We start from the raw sequence: 23,126 nt of genomic DNA on the forward strand, positions 1-23,126 counted from the left end.
TATGACCTATCGCGGCTGAAGCCGCTCCTACGGAGCGTGGAGCTTCAGCCGCGATGCTCTTCCGAAGCAGCCACCTGCACCTGGTTGCGGCCACCATGCTTGGCTGCATAGAGCGCCTTGTCGGCGCGCTCGCGCAATTGTTCGGCCTGGCTGTGTGCGTCGGTGCCGGCTATACCGGCGCTGAGGGTGCAGGAAAATTCGCCGCCGTCGGCGATGAAGCGCAGCTCGGCGAAGCGTTCGCGGATCTCGTCGACGATCTGTTTGGCCTGCTGCGGTGTGCAGTCCGGCAGCACCGCGAGAAACTCCTCGCCGCCATAGCGCCCCAGGCTGTCGATCCGGCGCAGGCGCTGGCGCAGCAGGTTGGCCAGCGCGCGGATGACACTGTCGCCGGCCGCGTGGCCATGCTCGTCGTTGACCCGTTTGAAGTGATCGATGTCCAGCATCACCACGCTGGCGCGGTTGCCGGTGCGTAGCGCGCGCTCCAGCTCGGTGGCCACCTGTTCCTTGATGTCGCCATGCTTGAGCAGGCCGGTCAGGCTGTCGCGCGACAGCGCATCTGACAGCAGGCGAGCGCGCTGCGCGCGGGAGAACACGGCGGCGACCAGGGCGTTGTCGGAAATCGGCTTGGTGACGAAATCGTCGCCGGCCTTGATCAGCGCATTCATCTGCTTGGCGATGTCGGTCTCCGCCGACAGGTAGATGATCGGTATGCGCAGCCAGTCGTCGTTGCAGCGGATGATCTGCGCCAGCTCGGGGCCGGTGCAGTCCGGCATGTTGACGTCGAGCAGCACCACCTCCGGATTGAAATCGCGCAGATGCTCGAAGATCTGCGCCGGGTCCTGAAGGATTTCCACCAGCATGCCCGCGTCGCGCAGCACCAGGCTGTAACGGCTGGCCAGGTCGCGGTCGTCATCGACGATCAGCACCCGGTAGGGTTCGCCGCTCTGCTGGGCGAAGCAGCGCTCCAGGCGGCTTTCCAGCTGCGGGATGTCCACCGGCTTGGCGAAGAAACCCTGCGCGCCGGCGCGCACCGCCTGCAGCTGAGTGGCGAAGTCATGCTGGTGGGTCAGCACCAGCAGCGGCAGGGGCACTTCCAGGCGTTGCTGCAGGCGTGCGGCGTAATCCAGGCCGCTGCTGTCCTCGTTGGCCAGGTTGACGTCGACGATCAATGCATCCGGCAGTTGCTGCAGCAGAGCGGTATCGAGATCGGTTGTAGTCTGGAAATGTTCGGCACGATAACCAAAGTTGCTCAGCGTCAGGCGCATGTTTTCGCCGACGGTCATTTCATCTTCGAGAATGTAGATGAGCCGCGTATCGTTCTCGGTGCGTGCCAACGGCTTGGCCGTTTTCTGTTGTTCGTCCTGGCTGCTGTCGGCATCCGATTGCTCGCCGAGCTGCAGCAGCGCGGCCACGAAGATGTCGAGGTCCTGTTGTTGGCGCTGCTGCTGTTCCAGCCAGCGTTCGGCCTGTTGTTCCAGTTCTCGCGCTTGCTGGCCGAGCAGGTCGAAACCGAAGGTGCCGGCGCTGCCGGCGAGGCGATGAAGCTGGTCGCGTAGCGCTCGCAGCAGCTGCCCGCGCTGCTCGTCGCTGGCCTCGAGCAGTTGCTCGCCCTGCTGCATCAGTTGCGGAAGCTCCTGGCGCAGGCGTTCGGCGAACTGCTGGCCGAGCTGTTGCAGATGCTGCTGCAGGGTCTGCGGGATGGCATTGCCCTGCTTATCCATGGCGCTGGCTCCATATCTGTCGTATCTGTGCGGCGAGTTGCATGGGGTCGAAGGGCTTCACGATCACGTCGAGTGCACCCAGGCTGCGGTAATGGGTCACTTCGCCGGGCTGCACCTTGGCGGTCATGAAGGCCACCGGCACGCTGCCGATGTCCACCAGCTCACGCAGCTTCTCCAGGGTCTGCGGACCGTCCATGCCGGGCATCATCACATCGAGCAGGATGAAGTCGGGGGCGAAGCCCTGCACCTGATCGAGCGCCTCCTGGCCGCTGGAGCAGCTCAGTACCTGAAAGCCGCCAACGGCTTCCAGGGCCACTTTGGCCACGGCCTGGATCGAGGGGTCGTCCTCGACGTGAAGGATGCGCTTGAGCTCACTCATGGCCGGTCTCCTTGGCGGGTAATAGACGGTCGAGCAGGTGCAGAAAGTGTTGTCCATCATTGCGCGATTTGGCCAGCGTCGCACTCACTCCGGCCAGCTCGCGGCCGTCCATCTCGCTGGCCGAGAGCACGGCTACCGGTAGACCTGGGCGCTGGCGCTGGAGTTCGTCGACCAGCTCCAGGCCGTTGCCGTCGGGCAGGCCGAGGTCTAGCAGGACCAGATCGAAAGGCTGTTCGGCGAGCAGGCGACGCGCTTCGGCGAGGCTGTCGGCGGGGACGAACTCGGCCAGTTCGCGACCCTGTTCGGCGACCACCAGGCGCAGGTCGTGATCGTCCTCGACATGCAGTACGCGTGGTCTGTGCGGCAGATCCTGCAGGGCCTGGGCAAGGCTGCCGAGCAGGCGCTGTGGGTCGATCGGCTTGCTCAGCCAGTCCAGCGCGGGCGCGCCCTCGAGCGCCAGGCGGCCTTGCTCGCAGGCTGCGGAGACCACCAGGATCGGCAGCTCGCGGTAGCGCTCATCGGCGCGCAGCTCCTGCACCAGTTGCAGGCCGTCGCCGTCCGGCAGGCGTAGGTCGAGACTCATGGCAGCGGGTATTTCCTCGCGCAGGCAGGCGCGTGCTTCGTCCAGGCTATGGGCCAGACGCACACGGTAACCGGCGTTTTCCAGCAATTGGCGCAGCAGATTGGCGATGTCCGGTTCGTCCTCGACCACCAGCAGGCTGCGTCGGCCGTCGCCAGCGGCAGGCCGGGTGGCTTCGCTCAGCATCGGCAACTCGAACCAGAAGCAGGCGCCCTGGCCCACGACCGAGTCGAAGCCGATCTGGCCGCCCATACGCTCGATCAGCTCCTTGCTGATGGCCAGGCCGAGCCCGGTACCGCCCTTGCTGCGGCTGTCGCTGGCATCGGCCTGGGAGAACTTGCTGAAAATGCGCTGGCGAAATTCGGCGGCGATGCCCGGTCCCTGGTCGATCACTTCGACGCGCACGCGGGGGCCTCGATGTTCGGCGCGCAGCTGTACCTCGGCGCCGGGCGGCGAGTACTTCACGGCGTTGGAAATGAAGTTGGCCAGCACCTGTTGCAGGCGCATGGCGTCGACCCGCACGCGCGTCGGCAGGCAATCGAGCAGACGTAACTGGACCTGGTGTCGGTCGGCATAGGCCTGGTTGCTGGCCAGCGCCTCCTCGAGCTGGTCAGCAAGGGCGCATGGTTGCAGGTCGAACTGCATCTTGCCGGCTTCGAGCTTGTCCATGTCCAGCAGATCGTTGATCAGGTGGCTGAGGCGCTGGCTGTTGGCCTGGGCGATGCTCAGCATGGTGCGCATACCCTCCGGTACCGCGCCGAGGGCTCCGCCGTTGATCAGGCCGAGCGAGCCGGCGATGGCGGTGAGCGGGGTGCGCAGCTCGTGGCTGACGGTGGAGACGAACTCGCTCTTGAGGCGCTCGATGCGTTTGGCCTCGCTTTGATCCATGGTGGTGCCGGTGATGCGCAGCGGGTAGCCACTGGCGTCGCGCTGGATGTAGCCGCGCAGGAGCGCCGGCAGCTCGCTGCCATCGACACGCAGCAGGCGACAATCGATGGTGAAGTTGCTGGCGCCCTCATGAAAGGCCTGATTCAGACGGGCGCGTGCCACTGGCAGGTCGTCCGGGTGCACCAGATTTTCCCAGGCCAGGGGGTCGTCGGTGAAGCCTGGTGGCCCTTGTTCTGGATAGCCGAGCATTTGCCAGCCGTGCGCCGAGGCGAAGAAGCTGCCGGCCTTGACGTCGATATCCCACCAGCCATCGTTGCTGCCCTTGAGCGCCAGTGCCAGACGTTCCTCGCTGCGGTGCAACTGCTCGGTGATGCGTGCGGCCAGCTCCTGTACCTGAGCGCGACGCAGGCTGAGGCTGCTGACCAGAAAGAACAGCAGCAGACTGATGCAGGCACCGAGCACCAGCAGTGCCACCTCGCCACGATGTTCGTGGGCGAGGTAGCCCGGTGCGTAGTGGAAGTTCAGGTGCCAGGTCTGGCCGAACAATTCGAGCTGATGCTGTCTGTCGGCCGGTTGGCTGGTCGATGCTTTACCGTGACTGCTGTAAAGCAGTTCGGCATCCTTGCTGATGGCGCCGGCGTACAGCTCGAAGTCCAGCTCGCGCTTGCGCTCGCCGAAGATTCCATGCATCAGATCGTGAACGCGGAACGGGCTGTAGGCGAAGCCGCGCAGCGCGGCCAGGCGTTGCTCCGGGCTGTCCAGCGGGCGTTGTGGCCAGTAAAGCGGGACGTACAGCAGCAGCCCTGGCTGGACCTTGCCGTGGGTTTCCTGACGCAGGGTGACACGGCCGGACAGGCGGCTCTGACCGCTGCGCGCGGCGGCTAACATGGCCGCGCGGCGTATCGGCTCGGAATACATGTCGAAACCGAAGGCGGCCAGGTTGCGTCCGGTAAAAGGCTCAATGAAGCGGATCACGCCGTAACGTTCGCGCTGGCCGGGTGGCTGCATGTGAAAATCGGCAAAGCCCTCGGCGCGTATCTCGCTCTCGAATGCCGACAGTTGCTGCGCCTCCAGCATCTGGACAAAACCCAGCCCCTGGATGCCCGGGTAGCGTTCGTCCAGTCGCAGGCGTTCGGTATAGGCGCGCCAATCCGCACGGCTGACGTCTTCGCTGGCGTCGAGCAGGCCGGCGGCACCGAGCAGGATGCTTTCCTGTTCCTCCATGCGTTTGACGATGGCCCGGCTCAGCTCTTCGGTGAGCAGTTCGAACTGGCGGGTGGCAGACTCGGTCTGGCTCTGGCGCAGGTTGTACCAGGCCAGCAACGTCGCCCCCAGGGCCAGCGCCAGTACGGCCCAGGCCAGCAGGTTGACGCGACTGAACAGAGACGCGAGCAGGGCGCGGGTGGTTCTCATGATTGCGCTCCAGCCAGGGGCAGTCTCAGCCAGAAGGTGCTGCCCTGACCCAGGGTTGAGTCGAAGCCGATGTGTCCGCCCATGTGTTCGATGATTTCCTTGCTGATTGCCAGACCGAGGCCTGTGCCGCCCTGGCGGCGCGTGTCGCCGGCGTCGGCCTGGGCGAATTTGCTGAAGATGCGGGGTTTGAAGTCGTCTGCGATGCCCTGGCCTTGGTCACGCACGCTGATGCGTACCCAGCCGTCTTCGGGTATGGCGGCCAGCTCCACCTGTTGCTCAGCGGCGGAAAACTTGGCGGCGTTGGCCAACAGGTTGGCCAGCACCTGTTCCAGGCGCTGGGCATCGGCCATGACCTGGCAATCAGCGCCTGCCAATAGCTGCAGCTGCACCTGGTGGTGCTCGGCATAGGGCTGGTTGTTGTGCAGTGCCTGTTGCAGCAGCGGGCGTAGCGCCAGCGGCTGCAGGTCGAAGTGCATCTTGCCGGCGACCAGCTTGTCCATGTCCAGCAGGTCATCAATCAGGTGGCGCAGGCGCTGGCTGTTGCTTTGCGCAATCTCCAGCATCTGGCGCATGGCCTGTGGCACTTCGCCGAGTGCGCCGCCGTTGATCAGGCCGAGCGAGCCGGCGATGGCGGTCAACGGCGTGCGCAACTCGTGGCTGACGGTTGAGACGAACTCGTTCTGCAACTGTTCGCCGCGTTTACGTTCGCTGATATCGCTGATGAAACCGTGCCAAAGGGTGTCGCCGCCGGGCAACCGCTGGGGGGCAGCGCGGCCTTCTACCCATATCAGGCCGCGTTCGGGATGCAGCACGCGGTACTCCTGGTGCCAGGTAGTCAGGCTCCGGGCCGAAGCGGCGATCGCTTCGCGCACTGGCGATGCATCTTCGGTATGCAAGCGCGCGAGTACCGGGGCGGCGTCCTGGCCGACTTCCTCGGGAGTGCAGCCATAGATATCGCCGATACCTGCGCTGGCGTAGGGAAAGCAGCTGCTGCCATCGGCGCGCAGCAGATATTGATAGACCATGCCGGGCAGTTGTGCGGCTATACGCTGCAAGCGCTGACGGGCCTCATCACGTTGACTGAGGTCGTTGGCCACCAGCAGGTAGCCCTGCAGCGGCTGACCTTCGGCACGAATCGGTGAAAGATTCAGGCGTACCGGCAGGCTCTGCCCGCTGCGCGCGCGCAGTTGCCCTTCGGTGCTCTGCGGCTCGCGGATACAGGCGGCACACAGACGCTCGAACTGGCCTGGATCGGTCAACAGCCGCGGCAGGAATTGCTTGCCCAGCTCATCGGCCGAGTAGTCCAGCAGTTGCTGCGCTTCGGGATTGCTGCGCAGCACCCGGCCCTGCGGGTCGAGTACCAGCACCGCGCTGCCGGCGTTGTCGAGCATGGCCTGGTGCATGGCGCTCTGTTCGGCCTGGCGGCGCGCCTGCAGGCGCAGCTCGAACAGCTCTCCGGTCAGCTGCGCCAGGTGCTGCAGCTGGCTGCGCTGGTGATTGTCGAGGTGACGCGGCTGGCGGTCGATCACGCACAGGGTGCCGAGGGCCAGGCCTTTGCCGTCGTGTAGCGGCACGCCGGCGTAGAAGCGGATATCCGGCGCCGAGGTGACCAGCGGGTTGTCGCGAAAGCGCGCATCCTCCAGGGCGTTATCCACCTCCAGCAGCGCGTCGGCATGTACTGCATGGGCGCAGAAGGCGAGTTCGCGCGCGGTCTGTTCGGCATCCAGGCCGACCCGACTCTTGAACCACTGGCGCTGGGCATCGACCAGCGAAATCAGGGCGATGGGCGTATCGCAGATTTGCGCAGCCAGCGCCGTGATGTGATCGAACATCGCTTCGGGCGGGCTGTCGAGCAGCTCAAGAGAGTGCAATGCAGCCAGGCGCTGCTGCTCGTTACCGGGGATCGGGGCTGGGTTCATGACGCACTCCCTGTATCGGTAGTTCGAACCAGAAGGTAGCACCATGGCGGGGCGGCGAGTCGAAGCCGATCTGTCCGCCCATGCGCTCGATGATTTCCTTGCAGATGGCCAGCCCCAGGCCGGTACCGCCCTGTTGCCGCGTGTCACCGGAGTCGGCCTGGGAGAACTTGCTGAAAATGCGGGACTTGAAGGTCTCGGGGATACCGGGGCCGTTGTCCGACACGCTGACGCGCAGTCTCTCGCCAATCGTCTGCAGGCGCACCAGAACACTGCCGCCGGAAGGCGAGAACTTGGCGGCATTGGACAGCAGATTGGCCATTACCTGGGCCAGGCGCTGAGCGTCGACGTGGACCAAAGCGTCGTCGTCGACCTGCAGGCGCAGCGTGACCTGATGCTGTTCGGCATAAGGCTGGTTGTGCAGCAGTGCCTGCTCCAGCAGCGGCTGCATCAGCTTCGCCTGCAGGTCGAACTGCATCTTGCCGGCGACCAGTTTGTCCATATCCAGCAAATCGTTGATCAGCGCGCTGAGGCGCTGGCTGTTGCTGTGGGCAATCGTCAGCATCTGGCGCATGGTCTGCGGCACCTCGCCGAGAGCGCCGCCGTTGATCAGTCCGAGCGAGCCGGCGATAGCGGTCAACGGGGTGCGCAGTTCGTGGCTGACGGTGGAGACGAACTCGTTTTTCATCTGCTCGATGCGTTTGCGCTCGGTGATGTCGCGAATCACCGCAATGAAGCGACGCTGCCCCTGGTGGCTGATCTGCGAAACGGCCAGTTCCATGGCGAAGCGCTCGCCGTTCTGACGCATGCCTTCCAGCTCGCGAACCTGGCCCACCACCCAGGCCTCGCCGGTGCGCAGGTAGCGCTGGAGGTAGCTGTCGTGTGCACCGCTGTCAGGCTCGGGCATCAGCAGGCTGACGTTGCGCCCGGCCACTTCATCCTGTCGGTAGCCGAATATTTCTTCGGCCGCGTGGTTGAAGGTCTCGATACGACCGTGTTCGTCGATGGTGACGATGGCGTCGACCACGTTGTCGAGCAGGGTGCTGAGATAGTGCTCGCGCTCGCGCACAGCGCGTTCGGCGGCGACGCGGTCGCTGAAGTCCTGGATCTGCGAAACGAAGTGCACCGGCTGCCCGGCGCTGTCACGTACCAGCGATACGCTGAGCAATACCCAGAGAACACGGCCCTGCTTGTCCAGGTAGCGTTTTTCCATCTGGTAGGCATTGATCCGCCCGGCCAGCAGGTTCGCCACGTTCTCCTGGTCGGCATTCAGGTCGTCCGGATGGGTGACCTGCTGGTAGGTACAGGCCAGCAGCTCCTCGCGGCTGTAGCCGAGCATGCGGCACAGTTCGGCGTTGACTTCCAGCCAGCGACCGTCCGGGCCAACCAGCGCCATGCCCTGCGGTGCGGTGTCGAAGGCACTTAGAAAGCGTTGTTGACTCAGGCGCAGCTCGTCTTCCATGGCATGACGTTCGCTGACGTCCCAGATGAAGCCATCGACCCACAACAGCTGGCCATTACTGTCGTACTCGCCGCGGCCCTTGCCCCGGACCCAGACGTCATGGCCATCGGCATGACGCAGGCGGTAGGTCAGTTCGAAGGGTTTATGCTGTTCGAGCGCTTCACCGATACGGAAGGTGATGGGCAGATCATCGGGATGCACGATGCTGGAATAGCTGCGCACGCGATTATCGATGATGTCGCTGGCCGGGTAGCCGCAGAGCTTGGCGATCTCGTCGCTGATGTAGCGCATGGTCCAGTTGGCATCATGGGCGCAGCGATACACCACGCCGGGCAGGTTGGCCACCAGACCACGGAAGCGACTCTCGCTCTTCTGCAGGGCGCGGGTGGCCTGCAGCAGCTCGCTGATATCGCTGGCGATGCCGAGGAAGCCGGTGATCTGGCCGCCCTCGTCGAACATGGCGTTGACGGTGAGGTTGACCTGGCGCAGGCTGCCGTCCTTGTGGCGATAAGTCCACTGGCGGGTTTCCGGCTCGCCGCCACGTGCGTTGTGCACGAAGACTTCGAGGCCCCTCACTGGCTGGCCGACAACCTCGCTCAACTCGCTGGCTCTGGCCTGGACTTCTTCCGCGAGGTGAAACACGGCCGGGGTCTGAAGTCCGACCATCTCTTCGGCGCTGTAGCCCAGCAGGCGTTCGGCGCCGGAGTTGAACAGGGTGATGGTGCCGGCGCTGTCGGAGGCGATGATCGATACCCCGGTGGCCGAGTCCAGCAACGTCTGCAGATAAGCGCGGGCCGAACGTACGGCGTGCTCCTGCTGCTGACGTTCCAGCATGGCGCCGACCCAACGGGCGAACAGGCCGAGGAAGTCGCGGTCGGCGGCATCGAACGGCCGCTCGCGGCGTTCGGGATTGGCGAATGCCAGCGTACCGAAGGGCTTTCCGCCGACACGCACCACGATACCGATGTAGCTTTCCAGGGCGAATTGGCCGTAGCAAGGATGGTGCCGATGCGGCGAATCAGCCATGTGGGTGATGGCCAGCGCCTCGTCCTGCTGCAGTGCCAGGCTGCAGTAAGTGTCGCCCAGCTCGAATTGCTGGCCATCGCGCAATTCGCCCTCGGGTGACACTTGCACCAGCACCTGGTAGTGCTCGTCTTCGATGCGACTGATGATGCCCAGCGGCATGCGAAAGTGATCGGCGCCCAGGCGCAGCGCCTGACGCAATTGTTCGGTGCGACTCAGGCTGGGCAGCGCGGCGATTTCGTTGAGCGCGCGCAGCGCCGCCTGCTGGCGCTGCATCAGGCGCTGGGTACTGCGCCGGGTGCTGCGCAGCAGGCCCAGCAAGAGAGCTTCGGCTCCGCACCAGGCGAGCAGCCACTTGATCACCAGCCAGCGTTTGTCGCGTCGATGCACAGTGTACTGATCGCTGATGTCATGCCAGATCAGCGCGACCGCCAGTGGCCCCTGGCTGGGCCGGTGGTTTTGCTGGTAGCTGCTCAGCGCGACCTGGTTGACCAGGTAATGGCGCTCGCCGTCGTCCAGCAGGCGCACGCTATCGCCCTCTGCCGGCGCAGGCAGGCTGCGTTGTCGTCGCCAGGTCAGTATCTGTGGCCGCGAATGGCCCATCATCTGCCAGTGCTGGGAGCCATCGGTCGGACTGCGGGGCGCCTCGTCACCGTCGGAACTCCGCAGCAGATCCTCGCGCAGCAGCAGGGCGACGCCGCTGTCGAATTCCCGATCCAGTTGGGCAAGGTCTTCGAGCACGCCCATGGCCACTTCGATAGCGCCGACCTGTATGGGGCCGTCCGCCCCGTCAGCCAACAGCGGAGCGATCGCACGCATGCCGATGCTGCCCCGGGTCAGGCCCAGGCCGGCCTGGCTTCTGGCGCTGCGCAGCGCCTCCAGCACCATGGGGCGCCAGCCGATCTGCAGATCGCCGAAGCGCGCGGGATCGTGCACACGCAGCAATACCCTGACATCCGGCGCAAGATGCACGTACAGGCGAAACGGTTGATGCGCTTGCAGGTTGCGCCAGCGCGGCGCCAGGCGGGTGTAGAGCTGGTTGCGAATGCTGGCCAGGCTTTCCAGGTCGCCTGCCGGCAGCGCATGGGCCTGGCGCACCAGCTCCGTTACCCAGGCATCAGCGGCGATGGTTTCGGCCAGCAGTTGTGTGCGCTCCTGCAGCCCGTGCTGAGTGCTGTTCAGGGCCATGCGCTGGATGTCTGCCTGTTTGCCGATCTGCAACTGCCAGAGGGCTTCGCGCTCGCTTAGCGCCCGGCTGCCGAGAAAGGCGAAAAGCAGCGCGAGGCACAAACTCCCACCTATGACTATTCGGTGGCCGGCATCCCGGTGGCCGGCATCCCGGTGGCCGGCATCCCTTTGGCTGGCGCTCCAGCGATCGAACCAGCGCTTACCCGGCTTCGGCCTGTTCATCAGTCGTGCCTCAGGTCAGCCCGGCCAGGCGGCGCAGGCGTTGTACTTCCTGGCTTTCGGCACTGTGCATTTCGGCACTGGCCAGGCGCATGACGATGGGCTCGCGGCGTGCGTTGCCCGGCGCCAGGGCATAACAGGCGCCGATCAGCTCTCGCAAGCCGATGGGCAGGCGCCAGTAAGCCTTGAGTCGGTTGGCCAGCTCGCTGCTGTGCTGGCGCAGGGCTTGTTGCAGCTGCGCTTCGTGCAGCTCCAGGCCGCGCTTGCGCCAGATCTGCGCCTGCTGCAGCACGGCCAACTCGCCCATGCGCTGCAGCATGGCCGCGCATTGCAGCGGCGCCGGGTCCAGTTGGCAGGCCCTGGCCAGCTCCGCGACCCTCTGGCGCAGGTTCAACTGCGCTTGCAGCAGGCTTTCGCCCTGGGTCTTCAGGTCAGTGTCCTGCAGGCTGGCTACCGGGCGCAGCGCCAGGCCCTGGACAAGATTCAGCGCAGTGGCCGCACCCAGGCGGCGTACGGCGTCGGCCAGGCTGCTGCATGGCTGGCCTGCGCTGTTGTAGAGCGGATTGTTGGCCGCAGCGACCAGTCGCGCCTGCACGGCCGGGTCCTGCTGCCAGAGATCGCCAAGCTGCTGCAGACTGGCGGATGCTTCGGTGATGGCGAGCAGCTGCTGGCGAAGATCATCGCGCAGGGGCAGGTCGAGCTCGTCGTCAGGCAACGTCGCGAGGTGCTGAAGGAAGTCCTCTTCGCCAGCGGGCGTAGCGGTCGGCGAGGCTGCCTCGGGCAGCAGTCGCTGCAGGCATTCCAGAACCTTGGGTACCTGGAACGGCTTGCTGATAAAGGCATTGATGCCCAGGGGGCGTACCTCGAGCACGCTGTTGCGGTCTGCGCGGGCCGTGATCATCACCAGGGCGACCTCGCGATCCTGGCGGCGCACGGCCTGCAGCAGCAAGGTGCCGCTGCCGTCCGGCAGGTTCCAGTCAGCGATCACCAACTGCGCCGGTTCGCGGTGCCAGGCGGCGATGGCCTCGGCCACGCGCGTCTGGCAATCGACCCGAGCGCCAGGGCGCAGGCTCAGTACGATCTGTTTGAGCAGATCGGCGATCCAGGGATCGTCTTCGAGAATCAGCACGCGCATGTTCAGCTCCTGGTGCTGGACTGGCTACTTTTCGCGTCGTTGCGTGACGTGGTGTCGATGGTCTCGGCCGCTACCGGTTGTGGGGGGCCGAAGTGATAACCCTGGCCATAGTTGCAGCCTAGCTCACGCAGGAAATCGGCCTGGTCCGGTTGCTCGATGCCCTCTGCAAGGACCTTGAGGCCCAGGCTCTTGCCCAGCGCGATCACCGCACGGGCGATGGCGGCATCCTCGGGGTCGTCGGGCAAGCCGCGGACGAAGCTCTGGTCGAGCTTGAGCTTGTCCACCGGCAGGCGCTTGAGGCGCGCCAGCGAACTGTAGCCGGTGCCGAAGTCGTCGATCGCCAGGCGCACGCCCAGCGCGCGCAGGCTGGTCAGCAGTTTCAGAGCGGCGTCGGGGTCTTCCATGATCGCGCTTTCGGTCACTTCCAGCTCCAGTTGCGCGGGAGGCAGGCCGGTTTCGGCGAGCACGCTGGCGACCTTCTGGTCGAGCTCGCCGCGGCTGAACAGACGGCTGGAGACGTTCACCGCGACGAAGCTCAACGCGTGCTCTTCGGTATTCCAGCGCACCATCTGGCGGCAGGCCTGTTCCAGCACCCAGGCGTCGATGACGCCGATCATGCCGTTGTCTTCGGCAATCGGGATGAATTCGCCGGGTGGGATCAGCCCGCGTTGCGGATGCTGCCAGCGCACCAGCGCCTCCATGCCCACCTGGCGACCATCGCGTAGATCGTGCAGCGGTTGGTAGTAGACGCGCAGCTCCTGGTTATCCAGGGCGTGGCGCAGGCTGCTGGCCAGCTCCACGCGCTGGCGGGCGTAGTCGGTCAGTTCCTGCACATAGAAGGCATAGCCTTCGCGGCCGCTGCTCTTGGCTTTGAACAGCGCCGAGTCGGCATTGCGCAGGATCTGCTCGACGCTGTCGGCATCCTCGGGAAACAGGCTGATGCCAATGCTGGCGCCGATGTAAAGCTCGTGACCGTCGAGGCGAAAAGGCGTTTCCAGGCTTTGCAACAGGAGCTGCGCCAGCTCGGCTGCCTGCGCAGCTTCGCTGCAATTCTCACTGAGCAGGCCGAACTCGTCACCGCCCAGTCGGGCCAGGGTGACGCCGTTGGGCAGGTCTTGCTGTAGGCGCTCACCGACGCTCTTGAGCAGCAGGTCGCCGACGTTGTGGCCAAGGCTCTCATTGATGTGCTTGAAGTGATCCAGATCGATCAGCAGCACTGCGCCGCGCAATTCCTCGATCCTGCTGCGTTCCAGCGCATGGGCGACGCGCTCGGTGAACAGCAGGCGGTTGGGCAGGTTGCTCAGCGGGTCGTGGTGGGCCAGGTAATCCAGCTCACGTTGCGAGCGCTTGAGCGCGGTGATATCGGAGAACACCGCCACGTAATGGCTGACGCGCCCCTGCTCGTCGTAGATCGCGCGTATGCATTGCCACTGCGGGTAGATTTCGCCGCTCTTGCGCCGGTTCCACACTTCGCCACTCCAGGCGCCGCGATTCTCCAGAGCGTGCCAAAGGCTTTGGTAGAAGGCGGCGTCGTGGCGGCCGGATTTGAGCAGCGTGGGGTGCTGGCCGAGAATTTCCTCGCTGCTGTAGCCGGTGATGCGGCTGAAGGCCGGATTGACGTGAACGATGCATTGCTCGGCATCGGTGACCAGTACGCCTTCCTGGGTGGCATCGAACACGGCTGCGGCCTGGCGCAGACTATCGTCGATGGCACGTTGCCGGGTGATGTCGCTGGCGATACCGATGAAGCGTTGTGGCTGACCGTTTTCGTCGCGCAGCAGACGACCGCGGGAGTGAATCCAGCGGTAGCTGCCATCGGCATGACGCAGGCGGTAGATATTCTCGTAGGGTTGTTCGCTCAATTCGGCATTGAGCGCATGCAGCGCGCGCTCCCGATCATCCGGATGCAGGCGTGCAGCCCAGTCTTCGCGGGTGTCGCCGAGCGTCTGCGGGGTCAGCCCGAGCAGCCTGGCATAGCCTTCGGAAAAGAATACGCGGCGGCTGGATACGTCCCAATCCCACAGGCCGTCGCGTGTGGCGTCCAGCGCCAGGCGCAGGCGTTCCTCGTTGCCCGTCAGTTGCAGGCGTGCGCTGCGATGTTGCCGGGCATGACGCTGCAGCACGAGGTAAAGCAGCGAACTGGTGAGTACGACGAAGAACAGGCCCTTGAGCGATTGCAGGCGATCCTGCTGCGCCACGGAAAGCCCCAGAGCCGCGAGTAGCTGATCACTGAGAAGAATCCATAGACCGGCCAGGAGCAGGTAGCCCAGGGTCAGACGCAAGGCGGCGGTGTCGATACGCATGGGTGGGCGGCTACGCTCCCTGGAAATGTTGGGCAGTATAGAGGCGGTGGCTCTGAAACATTCTTATCTAAAAGACCAACTGGTTTTCTGGCATGGGTCAGGGATAATGTGATCTGGTTCGTCCTTGTAGGACAACCGCGTTTCCCTATCAAGAGGCAACAGCGCCCATGTGGTACAACGGTTTACTCGACCTGTCGGTCTGGCAGCTGGTGGCTGCGACCTTGCTGATGACGCATGTGACCATCGTCAGCGTCACCATCTATCTGCACCGCTACTCTGCGCATCGGGCATTGGAACTGCACCCGGCGCTCAAGCATTTCTTCCGTTTTTGGCTGTGGCTGACCACCGGCCAGAACACCCGCGAGTGGACCGCGATTCACCGTAAGCATCACGCCAAGTGCGAAACCGTCGATGATCCGCACAGTCCGGTCATCAAGGGCCTGAGCACTGTGCTGCGCAAAGGTGCCGAACTCTATCAGGAAGAGGCGAAGAATCAGGAAACCCTGCGCATCTATGGCAAGAACTGCCCGGATGACTGGATCGAGCGCAATGTCTACAGCCGCTATCCGATTGGCGGCGTGGTCTTGATGGCGATCATCGACCTGGCTCTGTTCGGCGTGCTCGGCATGACCGTCTGGGCGATCCAGATGATGTGGATTCCGTTCTGGGCCGCCGGCGTAATCAACGGCCTGGGCCACGCGATCGGCTATCGCAACTTCGAATGCCGCGACGCTGCTACCAACCTGGTGCCATGGGGCATCATCATCGGTGGCGAAGAGCTGCACAACAACCACCATACCTACCCCAACAGCGCCAAGTTGTCGGTGAAGAAATGGGAATTCGACATGGGCTGGGCCTGGATCAAGCTGTTCAGCTTCCTCGGCCTGGCCAAGGTGCAGCGCGTCGCGCCCATCGCCCATCGCGTGGAAGGCAAGGGGCATCTGGACATGGACACTGCCATGGCCATTCTCAACAACCGTTTCCAGATCATGGCGCAGTACCGCAAGCTGGTGATCGCGCCGCTGGTCAAGCAGGAAGTGGCCAAGGCCGACGAGTCCGTTCGTCACCTCTTCCGTCGTGCCAAGCGGTTGCTGTCGCGCGAACCGAGCCTGCTGGAAGAGCAGCACCATGCGCGCATCGCCGACATGCTGGCGCAAAGCCAGGCGCTCAAGGTGATCTACGAGAAGCGCCTGGCGCTGCAGCAGATCTGGGTCAAGACCAGCAGCAACGGCCATGACATGCTCGAGGCCATGAAGCAGTGGGTGCATGAGGCCGAGGCCAGTGGCATCCAGTCGCTGCGAGAGTTCGCCGAGCAGCTCAAGACCTATTCGCTGCGACCTTCCGGCGCCACTGCCTGATCGTCATTCGTTACAAGCGAAGGCCCGCCGAACTGGCGGGCCTTTGTGTTTGTCCAACAGCTCGCACTATGCTCAATTCTATGCGAGGCAAGGCGGGATGGCCGCTGTAATGGACGATCAAGGCAACGCTGTTTCCGAGTTGGAAGAACTCACCCTGGCTCTGCTGCACAGCCGGGCCGAAGTGGAACGTCTGGGTGAACGCGAGCAGCTGTTCAGCAGTCTGCTTGGCAGCGTCAACGCGGTGCTCTGGGCCTTCGACTGGAACGAGCAGCGGATGATTTATGTAAGCCCTGCCTATGAGCGCATTTTTGGCCGCTCTGCCGCGTTACTGTTGGCTGACTACGGCGAATGGCGCAACAGCATTTACCCGGATGACCTCGATTACGCCGCCGAAAGCCTGGCCAAAGTGCTGGAAACCGGCGCTGTGGAGTCGCGCGAGTACCGCATCATTCGCGCCGATGGCCAACTGCGCTGGCTCAGCGACAAGTGTTTCGTCAGCCCGAGGCTGGGCTCGGTACAAGGCAATGTCATCGTCGGCATCGCCGAAGACATCACCGAGAAGAAGCGTCTGGAGGGGGAGCTGCATCGCCTGGCCACCACCGACGTGCTGACCCAGAGCAGCAATCGCAGACACTTCTTCGAGTGTGCCCGCCGCGAGTTCGAACATGCGCGCAAGTTTGGTAGCCCATTGGCCTTCCTGCTGCTCGATCTCGATGACTTCAAGAAGATCAACGACCAGTACGGTCATCAGATCGGTGACGAGGTGTTGCGGCGCCTGGCTCATTGCGGCAGCAATGCCCTGCGACGCGGCGATCTGTTCGGGCGTATCGGCGGCGAGGAGTTCGCGGCGCTGTTCCCCGGCTGCGAGCAGGATGTGGCCTTGCAGGTGGCTGAACGACTGCAGCGTGAGGTGCAACGCCTCAGCTTTCAGCATGAAGGCACCAGCTTCAGCATTACCGTCAGCCAGGGTCTGACCAGTCTGCTGGCGACCGATGTCAGCCTCGATGCGCTTTACGCACGCGCCGATGCAGCGATGTATCTGGCCAAGCGGCAAGGCAAGAACCAGATCGTGCTGGGATGAGGCTGGCGATTTTCCGCCTGAGAGCTGGTTCTCATGGGCGGAAAATTGCCGACACTGAATTGTCATTGACTGGTCATTCGTCTGCAGAAAAACTGTAACCTGTTGTTCTGGAAGCCTTACACTCACGCTGGCAGGAGCTGGCGCGCTATCTGCATAGCCCCGCCAGATGCCGGCAGGATGTCGGCGTAAAATAACAACGACGAGAGAGTTCTCCTCATGCACCACTCTGCCCTCATTCCGGTCGCTTCGTTGCGTTCGCCGTTGTTGCGTTCTTCCTGAGTTTTCACGCGCCCATTCGAGCCCGGCTTTAGCCGTGTCCTGGCTCGCGGGTGCGTATGCCCCATTCGTTCCGGCCTGCCTCTTCGTGCCGAAGCCTGCGCCGGACGATGCGTCACCTTAAACACACTGGAGAGAAACATAATGAGAAAGACCTCCCTGGCACTGGCCGTAGCCGCCAGCACCCTGGGCCTGAGCCAAGTCGCCTTCGCCGATTTCATCGGTGACAGCAAGGCCAGCTTGACCATGCGCAACTTCTACTTCGACCAGAACACCAAGAACACCACTAACAATAATGGTGAGGCCAGCGAGTGGGGTCAGGGTTTCATCCTCAACTACCAGTCCGGTTTCACCGAGGGTACCGTGGGTTTCGGTGTTGATGCCGTGGGCATGCTGGGCGTGCGTCTGGATGGCGGTGGTCGTGCTACTAAAGCCGATCGTGACCGTACTCCGGGCCAGCTGTTCCCGCTGGAAAGCGATGGCAGCGCTGTGGATGACTTCAGCAAGGCTGGCGCGACTGCCAAGGTTCGCATCTCCAAGACCGAAGGCCGTATCGGCACTCTGATGCCGAAGCTGCCGATCCTGGTTTCCAACGACGGCCGCCTGCTGCCGCAGATGTTCGAAGGTGGCATGATCACCTCCAACGAAATCGACAACCTGACCCTGACAGCAGGTCAGATCGAGCGCGCCACCAGCCGTGCTTCGAGCAACAGCACCGGCTTGTCGGTCGCTGGCGGTAGCGAAGCCTCCAACAAGTTCTACTTCGCTGGCGGTGACTGGAAGGTCAATAGCGACCTGACTGCGCAGTACTACTACGCGAATCTGGAAGACTATTACAAGCAGCATTTCGCTGGTCTGGGCCACAATCTGGCCCTGGGCGAAGGCAGCCTGAAGACCGACCTGCGTTATTTCCATACCACTTCCGACGGTAAGAACGGCAAGGAAGCGGGTTACTCCGTCGGTGGTTACACCCGCAACGGTGACGGCGAGATCGACAACAACACCTGGAGCGCTGCCTTCACTTACAGCCTGGGTAGCCATGCCGTAATGCTCGGCCATCAGCGTGTTTCCGAAGACAGCAACTTCGTCCAGCTGAACCAGGGCGGCATCGAAGGTTCCGCGGGCGCCAGCGTGTATTTGCTGACTGACCGTCTGGTTAACAGCTTCACCCGCGCCGGTGAGCGCACCACCTTCGGTCAGTACAGCTATGACTTCGCCAGCGTCGGCGTGCCGGGCCTGAAGGCTTCGGTAGCCTATCTGAAGGGCACCAATATCAAGACCACTGGCAGCGATGCCAAAGAATGGGAACGCGATATCGCTCTGGATTACGTCTTCCAGGACGGTGCTCTGAAAGGTCTGGGCCTGGGCTGGCGTAACGGTATGCTGCGTGGCAACGCCGCTACTGATGCCGACCAGAACCGTCTGATCGTCAGCTACACCCTGCCGCTGCTCTAAGGCGTTATTGGCAGGGCGCTGTCTCTGCCTGCGCTCTAACGAAAAGCCCGCATCGAAAGATGCGGGCTTTTTCATTTTGCGTTCGCTACGTTCTCGCTCGCATTTGCCGATGCAGCGAGAATGGCACTGGCCAGGGCCATATCGTCGGCGTCCTGCAATTGCGGGTTGGCGCTGCGCAACTGCTGCATTGCAGCTTCCAGATGCGGGCCGCGGATTTCGCCGTTGCTGGCGACGAAGCTGCTGGCGTCTTCTTCAGTCGCCGCGACCAGCTTGCGATCCTTGAATGTGAGGTAGGTCGAGGCGGTGGTGGCGCCCGAGGACAGAATATCGCGCAGCAGGCCATCGGCAGCTGTGGTCTGGGCGATCAGGCAGGCGCTGAACGCCAGCGCGGCACGGCTCGTTACACGCATGATGAAGCTCCTGTAGGGTGGTTCCTCTCCTAGGAGTCTTTTTGGCCGCTTGTGGTTCCTCGCAGGCGATGGCCGGTTGCCACGCCGGTCAGTTCCGCAGCCTGTGCGCGCGATGTTGATGATGCCACCAGAGTAGTGCCGAAACGACTGCCAGCGCACCGAACAATAGAAACTGCCAGGCCCAGGGCAGATCCGGGAAAAGATAGGACAGCGCGCCGATGCCGACAGCCACCAGACCTATCCACAGCAGATAGCCACCGGCGCCGAACACCTCGAGAATCAACAGCAGGGTAGCCAGAGCCAGCCAGTCCCAGAACGACAGTTGTTGCAGGTAGGTGATCATGAGAAGACGCGGCTACCTGTAGCCAGAGGGTTCGCCGGTCGCCTTTCGGTGTGCATCGTTTGGACTCCATTGCCAGATTCTTCCATCTAAGCATAGCCATCCGTGCTCTGCCGCCGACCCCTTCGCAAGGTGGGCGCGTGCCTGGTGATCCATGAGAACTGGTTGCCAATCGCGCTGGAGGTCGACGGCTAATTCGCAACTGAGCGATGATCGCTGGCCCGCCGCTGCGGATTGTCAGCGCTGCTCGCTCTGCGGCGTGACGCGCAGCACTTCCTCGATGGTGGTCAGCCCGGCCGCTACCTTCTGTGCGCCGGACAGACGCAGGCTGCGCATGCCGTCCTTGAAGGCGGCGCGGCGCAGGGCGGTAAGGTCGGTGTCGGCATTGATCAGCGGCTTGATCGCGTCGTTGAGCAGCATGATCTCGTAGACCCCGGCACGGCCGCGGTAGCCGGTTTCGCGGCATTCCAGGCAGCCGACGGCGTGGTGCGCCTGAGTCGGCAGCGGCGAGCTCCAAGGCCGGGTCAGGCCGTTCCAGGTGTCCTCGTCCAGTTGCACCGGCGCCTTGCAGTGCGGGCACAGGGTACGCACCAGGCGCTGGGCCATGACGCCGAGGATGGTCGCCTTGAGCAGGTAATGCGGCACGCCCAGTTCGAGCAGACGGGTGATGGCGCTGGGGGCGTCGTTGGTGTGCAGGGTGGAGAGCACCAGGTGACCGGTGAGCGCCGCCTGGATCGCCATTTCCGCGGTTTCCAGGTCGCGAATCTCGCCGACCATGATGATGTCCGGGTCCTGGCGCATCAGCGCACGCACGCCGCTGGCGAAGTTCAGATCGATGTTGTGCTGCACCTGCATCTGGTTGAAGGCGCCCTCGATCATCTCGATGGGGTCTTCGATGGTACACACGTTCACTTCCGGCGTAGCCAGTTGCTTGAGCGTGGTGTACAGCGTAGTGGTCTTGCCCGAGCCGGTGGGGCCGGTGACCAGAATGATGCCGTTGGGTTGGCTGGTCATGCTGGCCCAGCGGCGCAGATCTTCGGGGGAGAAACCAAGCTGGTCCGGGCTTTTCAGCAGCACTTCGGGGTCGAAGATGCGCATCACCATCTTCTCGCCGAAGGCGGTGGGCAGGGTCGACAGGCGCAGCTCCACCTCGCCGCCATCCGGGGTCTTGGTCTTGACCCGGCCGTCCTGCGGTTTGCGTTTTTCGGCGATGTTCATGCGACCGAGGTTCTTCAGGCGGCTGACCACCGCCATGGTGACCTGGGCGGGGAACTGATAGACGGTGTGCAATACGCCATCGATGCGAAAGCGTACGGAGCCCTGCTCACGGCGTGGCTCGATATGGATATCGCTGGCGCGCTGCTGGAAGGCGTACTGGAACAGCCAGTCGACGATATTGACGATATGCGCGTCGTTGGCATCCGGCTCCTGATCCTGGGCGCCCAGGCTCAGCAGTTGCTCGAAGTTGCCGACGCCGCTGACCTTCTGATCGGTGGCGCTTGCGCCACTGACCGAGCGCGCCAGGCGATAGAACTCGGTGGTGAAGCGCTGGATGTCGGCGGGGTTGGCCACTACGCGCTTGATCGGGCGCTTGAGCACATGAACCAGGTTGGCTTCCCAGCTGTGCACCAGCGGCTGGCTGCTGGCAATGGTGACGCACTCGCTGTCCACTGCCACGGCGAGAATCTTATGGCGCTGGGCGAAGGCGTAGGACATCAGCGGGGTGATCGCCGGTACGTCGATCTTCAGCGGGTCGATGCGCAGGTAGGGCTGGCCGGCGAAGTTGGCCAGCCAGACGGTCAGGCTTTCCAGGTCTAGCTTCTTGCCCGGTCGCGTCAGGTCATCGACCTGTTGCGCCGCGAGGAACTCCAGCGGGTGCTGGGTGTGGTTCAGCGAACTGCGGCGAATCGCCAGGCACTGCTCGGCCACGTCCTGATCGACCCGGCCCTGAGCCACCAGCTCGCGCAGCAGGTCACCAAGATCCAGTACACGATCAGGTGCGGTAGCGGTGAAGGCGGACATGCGGGCTCCTCGTGGTCGGCCTGAACAAGGGTAGCAGGTCGTTCTTCAACGACCTTTCAGCCGAGCTAGGATGCCCGAAAAGCTGCGTGAGGGCGAAGTGTCTGGCGTGACCGAATGCCCGCTTCAGGCCACCTCCGTCACCAGGCTGTGATCCAGATGCTGCCAGCTCACCTCCCACACGCACACCAGGCCGCGCAGCTTCTGCGCCAGCACGCCGGCGCGATGCAGCGAGATACCGGGCAGGCGCAGGCTGATGTGCAGATCATCCTGCAGGCGCTCCATGTGCAAGGCTTCGGGTAACAGCTGCAATTGCGCGAACAGGCCCAGCAGGCGGCACATCACGTCGGCTTCGGCGTCGGTGCGCAATTGGTATTCGACACAGGCATTGGGGCGATCCTGCCAGGGATCGCGACGGTTGTAGGTAGGCGGAAACGGAGTGGTATCAGGCATGGCGGAAGCTCGGGCAGGTTTTGCCTAAGTGTCCGCCTTCTTCCGGCAAAAGTTCTGCCTGGTTCTCTGTGTTAATGCGGTTTTACTGGATAGAATTGCCTTATTGTTCTGATTAGGAGGAATTTTTATGTCCATCGCGCTGGATGCCTATGATCAACGCATTCTTGCCCTGTTGCAGGAGGACGCCGGCCTGGCCACCGCCGAGATCGCCGAGCGCATCGGCCTGTCGCAATCGCCCTGCTGGCGCCGCATTCAGCGGCTCAAGGAGGAGGGGGTGATCCGCAAGCAGGTGACGCTGCTCGATCGCAAGCGCATCGGCTTGCACACGCAGGTCTTTGCCCAGGTCAAACTCAACGCCCATGGCCGCTCCAACCTGACCGAGTTCGCCGAAGCCATGCGCGAGTTTCCCGAGGTGCTCGAATGCCATGTGCTGATGGGCGCGGTGGACTTCATGCTGCGCATCGTCACCCGCGATATCGAGGCTTATGAGCGCTTCTTCTTCGAGAAGCTGTCACTGGTGCCTGGTATCCAGGAGGTGAACTCCATCGTCGCGCTGTCGGAGATCAAGTCCACCACCAGTTTGCCGCTGGCTTAAGACTTGATCACCACCGGAGGCGACTGCTCGGCGTTGCGCTTGCCAGGAGGTGTAAGCCCCATGGACACGTAGATGCTGGTCAACTGATCCACGCCCATGTCGGCGGGCCGCACCCATTGCTCCGGTACGTAGAGCAGGCCACCGCCGACGGGGATCGGCGCGGTGGGAATGAGAATGGCGCAGTAGGCGCGGCCGTCCAGCTCCACGCTTTCCGAACTCGGGCGCAGGGCGAGCACGGCGGCACCATCACCGCCGAAGAAGCACCACACTGGCGCCATGGTGGTGATGTCCGGATTCTTGCTCTTGTCCAGCAGGCCCACGAAGCGGTCGGCCAGGTTGTAGAAGTTACCGATCAGTGGGGTGCGCCGTAGCGTGCGGTCGAGCAGCCAGGACAACGGGCGGCGCAGGCCCAGTTGCACGGCCAGGCCCAGCGGGTAGAGGCTGGCCAGCAGCACCAGGCTGCCGAGTAGATAGGCCATGTAGCCGTTGCTGGAAAAGGGCTGGCCGAGGGCGGCGAACAACTGACCGATCAGCGTCGACGGGCCTACCAGGCGATTGAACAGGCTGAATATCCAGGCGAGCAGTGCCAGAGTCAGCACCAACGGGAGTAGCGCCAGCAGGCCCGTCAGCCAGGTAGCGACGACGGATTTCAGGCTGCGTCTGATCATGCCTCGGTTTCCTTGATGAAGATGCCGGCGACTTTACGCCAGGATGTCCTGCACCGTGCAGTCATGTCTGTCCCGCGAGCCGGGAAATGGCGACAACATCTTTCCTACGACCGTTTCGCTTTGCTGGCGTGCAAAAAAAAGCCCGGCACAGAGGCCGGGCGGAGTGGGTACACAGGGTACCGAATTAGCAGCGTTGGTCTGAACGGCTACAGGCCGAGCATATTCGGCAGGGCCATGGACACGG

At 63.5% G+C, this 23,126-nt stretch carries 16 protein-coding genes; 4 read left to right on the forward strand and 12 right to left on the reverse strand.

Going from position 1 to position 23,126, the window contains the following annotated elements:
- Window positions 1–44: 44 nt before the first annotated feature.
- The 7 genes from B2U07_RS13900 to dibA are packed head-to-tail and all read right to left on the reverse strand — an operon-like array spanning window position 45 to window position 14,227.
- Entirely contained in the window at window positions 45–1,721 is a 1,677-nt protein-coding gene (locus B2U07_RS13900; protein WP_275547696.1) for a diguanylate cyclase, read from the reverse strand.
- The gene (locus tag B2U07_RS13905; protein ID WP_197858647.1) at window positions 1,714–2,100 is read right to left on the reverse strand and encodes a response regulator; all 387 of its coding nucleotides are present in this window, start codon (window positions 2,098–2,100) and stop codon (window positions 1,714–1,716) included. Before B2U07_RS13905 ends, B2U07_RS13900 begins: the two co-directional genes overlap by 8 nt.
- Window positions 2,093–4,981, reverse strand: a complete 2,889-nt coding sequence (locus B2U07_RS13910) for a CHASE domain-containing protein (protein WP_275547695.1) — start codon at window positions 4,979–4,981, stop codon at window positions 2,093–2,095. Before B2U07_RS13910 ends, B2U07_RS13905 begins: the two co-directional genes overlap by 8 nt.
- Window positions 4,978–6,900 carry an ATP-binding protein gene (locus B2U07_RS13915; RefSeq protein ID WP_275547694.1) on the reverse strand — a complete coding sequence of 641 codons (1,923 nt, stop codon included), beginning with the start codon at window positions 6,898–6,900 and terminating at the stop codon, window positions 4,978–4,980. The genes B2U07_RS13910 and B2U07_RS13915 overlap by 4 nt, the downstream gene beginning before the upstream one ends.
- The gene (locus B2U07_RS13920) at window positions 6,875–10,792 is read right to left on the reverse strand and encodes a PAS domain S-box protein (RefSeq protein WP_275547693.1); all 3,918 of its coding nucleotides are present in this window, start codon (window positions 10,790–10,792) and stop codon (window positions 6,875–6,877) included. The genes B2U07_RS13915 and B2U07_RS13920 overlap by 26 nt, the downstream gene beginning before the upstream one ends.
- Window positions 10,793–10,802: 10 nt before the next feature.
- Complete coding sequence (locus tag B2U07_RS13925) at window positions 10,803–11,924, reverse strand: HDOD domain-containing protein (RefSeq protein WP_275547692.1); 1,122 nt, start codon at window positions 11,922–11,924, stop codon at window positions 10,803–10,805.
- A gap of 2 nt (window positions 11,925–11,926) precedes the next feature.
- On the reverse strand, window positions 11,927–14,227 hold the full coding sequence (gene dibA / locus B2U07_RS13930) for a phosphodiesterase DibA (RefSeq protein ID WP_275547691.1): 2,301 nt from the start codon (window positions 14,225–14,227) through the stop codon (window positions 11,927–11,929).
- 167 nt (window positions 14,228–14,394) lie between these two features.
- Here dibA and desA point away from each other — a divergent pair, with 167 nt between their 5' ends.
- The 3 genes from desA to B2U07_RS13945 all read left to right on the forward strand — a co-directional run bounded on the left by desA (window position 14,395) and on the right by B2U07_RS13945 (window position 18,397).
- Window positions 14,395–15,585: a delta-9 fatty acid desaturase DesA gene (desA, locus tag B2U07_RS13935; RefSeq protein WP_275547690.1), complete on the forward strand. Its 1,191-nt coding sequence runs from the start codon at window positions 14,395–14,397 to the stop codon at window positions 15,583–15,585.
- Between the two features lie 109 nt (window positions 15,586–15,694).
- Window positions 15,695–16,666: a sensor domain-containing diguanylate cyclase gene (locus tag B2U07_RS13940; RefSeq protein ID WP_197858654.1), complete on the forward strand. Its 972-nt coding sequence runs from the start codon at window positions 15,695–15,697 to the stop codon at window positions 16,664–16,666.
- Between the two features lie 420 nt (window positions 16,667–17,086).
- Window positions 17,087–18,397, forward strand: coding sequence for an OprD family porin (locus B2U07_RS13945; RefSeq protein WP_275547689.1), 1,311 nt, complete (start codon window positions 17,087–17,089; stop codon window positions 18,395–18,397).
- A 71-nt stretch (window positions 18,398–18,468) separates the two neighbouring features.
- Here the strand turns inward: B2U07_RS13945 and B2U07_RS13950 are convergent, their stop codons facing one another.
- From B2U07_RS13950 to B2U07_RS13965, 4 genes are all read right to left on the reverse strand, one after another.
- Entirely contained in the window at window positions 18,469–18,807 is a 339-nt protein-coding gene (locus B2U07_RS13950; RefSeq protein ID WP_275547688.1) for a DUF2388 domain-containing protein, read from the reverse strand.
- Window positions 18,808–18,895: 88 nt separating this feature from the next.
- Window positions 18,896–19,150: an NfeD family protein gene (locus tag B2U07_RS13955; RefSeq protein ID WP_275547687.1), complete on the reverse strand. Its 255-nt coding sequence runs from the start codon at window positions 19,148–19,150 to the stop codon at window positions 18,896–18,898.
- 234 nt (window positions 19,151–19,384) lie between these two features.
- Window positions 19,385–21,169: a GspE/PulE family protein gene (locus B2U07_RS13960; RefSeq protein ID WP_275547686.1), complete on the reverse strand. Its 1,785-nt coding sequence runs from the start codon at window positions 21,167–21,169 to the stop codon at window positions 19,385–19,387.
- A gap of 123 nt (window positions 21,170–21,292) precedes the next feature.
- On the reverse strand, window positions 21,293–21,619 hold the full coding sequence (locus B2U07_RS13965; protein ID WP_275547685.1) for a hypothetical protein: 327 nt from the start codon (window positions 21,617–21,619) through the stop codon (window positions 21,293–21,295).
- 127 nt (window positions 21,620–21,746) lie between these two features.
- Between B2U07_RS13965 and B2U07_RS13970 the strand changes: the two genes are divergently transcribed.
- Window positions 21,747–22,214 (forward strand): Lrp/AsnC family transcriptional regulator, encoded by a 468-nt coding sequence (locus B2U07_RS13970; protein ID WP_197858659.1) that lies wholly within the window; start codon window positions 21,747–21,749, stop codon window positions 22,212–22,214.
- Here the strand turns inward: B2U07_RS13970 and B2U07_RS13975 are convergent.
- Window positions 22,211–22,882: a DUF502 domain-containing protein gene (locus B2U07_RS13975; protein ID WP_275547684.1), complete on the reverse strand. Its 672-nt coding sequence runs from the start codon at window positions 22,880–22,882 to the stop codon at window positions 22,211–22,213. The two genes, B2U07_RS13970 and B2U07_RS13975, sit on opposite strands and share 4 nt — an antisense overlap.
- Window positions 22,883–23,126: the final 244 nt, after the last annotated feature.

The sequence above is a fragment of the Pseudomonas sp. UBA7530 genome (assembly GCF_002479365.1).
Taxonomy (GTDB): domain Bacteria; phylum Pseudomonadota; class Gammaproteobacteria; order Pseudomonadales; family Pseudomonadaceae; genus Aquipseudomonas.

Bases quoted from the DNA above. Each gene is read 5' to 3' on its own strand.
- B2U07_RS13920 (WP_275547693.1), bottom strand. From the start codon at position 10,792: ATGAACAGGCCGAAGCCGGGTAAGCGCTGGTTCGATCGCTGGAGCGCC.
- B2U07_RS13975 (WP_275547684.1), bottom strand. From the start codon at position 22,882: ATGATCAGACGCAGCCTGAAATCCGTCGTCGCTACCTGGCTGACGGGC.
- B2U07_RS13955 (WP_275547687.1), bottom strand. From the start codon at position 19,150: ATGATCACCTACCTGCAACAACTGTCGTTCTGGGACTGGCTGGCTCTG.
- B2U07_RS13910 (WP_275547695.1), bottom strand. From the start codon at position 4,981: ATGAGAACCACCCGCGCCCTGCTCGCGTCTCTGTTCAGTCGCGTCAAC.
- B2U07_RS13945 (WP_275547689.1), top strand. From the start codon at position 17,087: ATGAGAAAGACCTCCCTGGCACTGGCCGTAGCCGCCAGCACCCTGGGC.
- B2U07_RS13970 (WP_197858659.1), top strand. From the start codon at position 21,747: ATGTCCATCGCGCTGGATGCCTATGATCAACGCATTCTTGCCCTGTTG.
- B2U07_RS13950 (WP_275547688.1), bottom strand. From the start codon at position 18,807: ATGCGTGTAACGAGCCGTGCCGCGCTGGCGTTCAGCGCCTGCCTGATC.
- B2U07_RS13905 (WP_197858647.1), bottom strand. From the start codon at position 2,100: ATGAGTGAGCTCAAGCGCATCCTTCACGTCGAGGACGACCCCTCGATC.
- B2U07_RS13940 (WP_197858654.1), top strand. From the start codon at position 15,695: ATGGACGATCAAGGCAACGCTGTTTCCGAGTTGGAAGAACTCACCCTG.
- B2U07_RS13915 (WP_275547694.1), bottom strand. From the start codon at position 6,900: ATGAACCCAGCCCCGATCCCCGGTAACGAGCAGCAGCGCCTGGCTGCA.
- dibA (WP_275547691.1), bottom strand. From the start codon at position 14,227: ATGCGTATCGACACCGCCGCCTTGCGTCTGACCCTGGGCTACCTGCTC.
- B2U07_RS13925 (WP_275547692.1), bottom strand. From the start codon at position 11,924: ATGCGCGTGCTGATTCTCGAAGACGATCCCTGGATCGCCGATCTGCTC.
- B2U07_RS13960 (WP_275547686.1), bottom strand. From the start codon at position 21,169: ATGTCCGCCTTCACCGCTACCGCACCTGATCGTGTACTGGATCTTGGT.
- desA (WP_275547690.1), top strand. From the start codon at position 14,395: ATGTGGTACAACGGTTTACTCGACCTGTCGGTCTGGCAGCTGGTGGCT.
- B2U07_RS13900 (WP_275547696.1), bottom strand. From the start codon at position 1,721: ATGGATAAGCAGGGCAATGCCATCCCGCAGACCCTGCAGCAGCATCTG.
- B2U07_RS13965 (WP_275547685.1), bottom strand. From the start codon at position 21,619: ATGCCTGATACCACTCCGTTTCCGCCTACCTACAACCGTCGCGATCCC.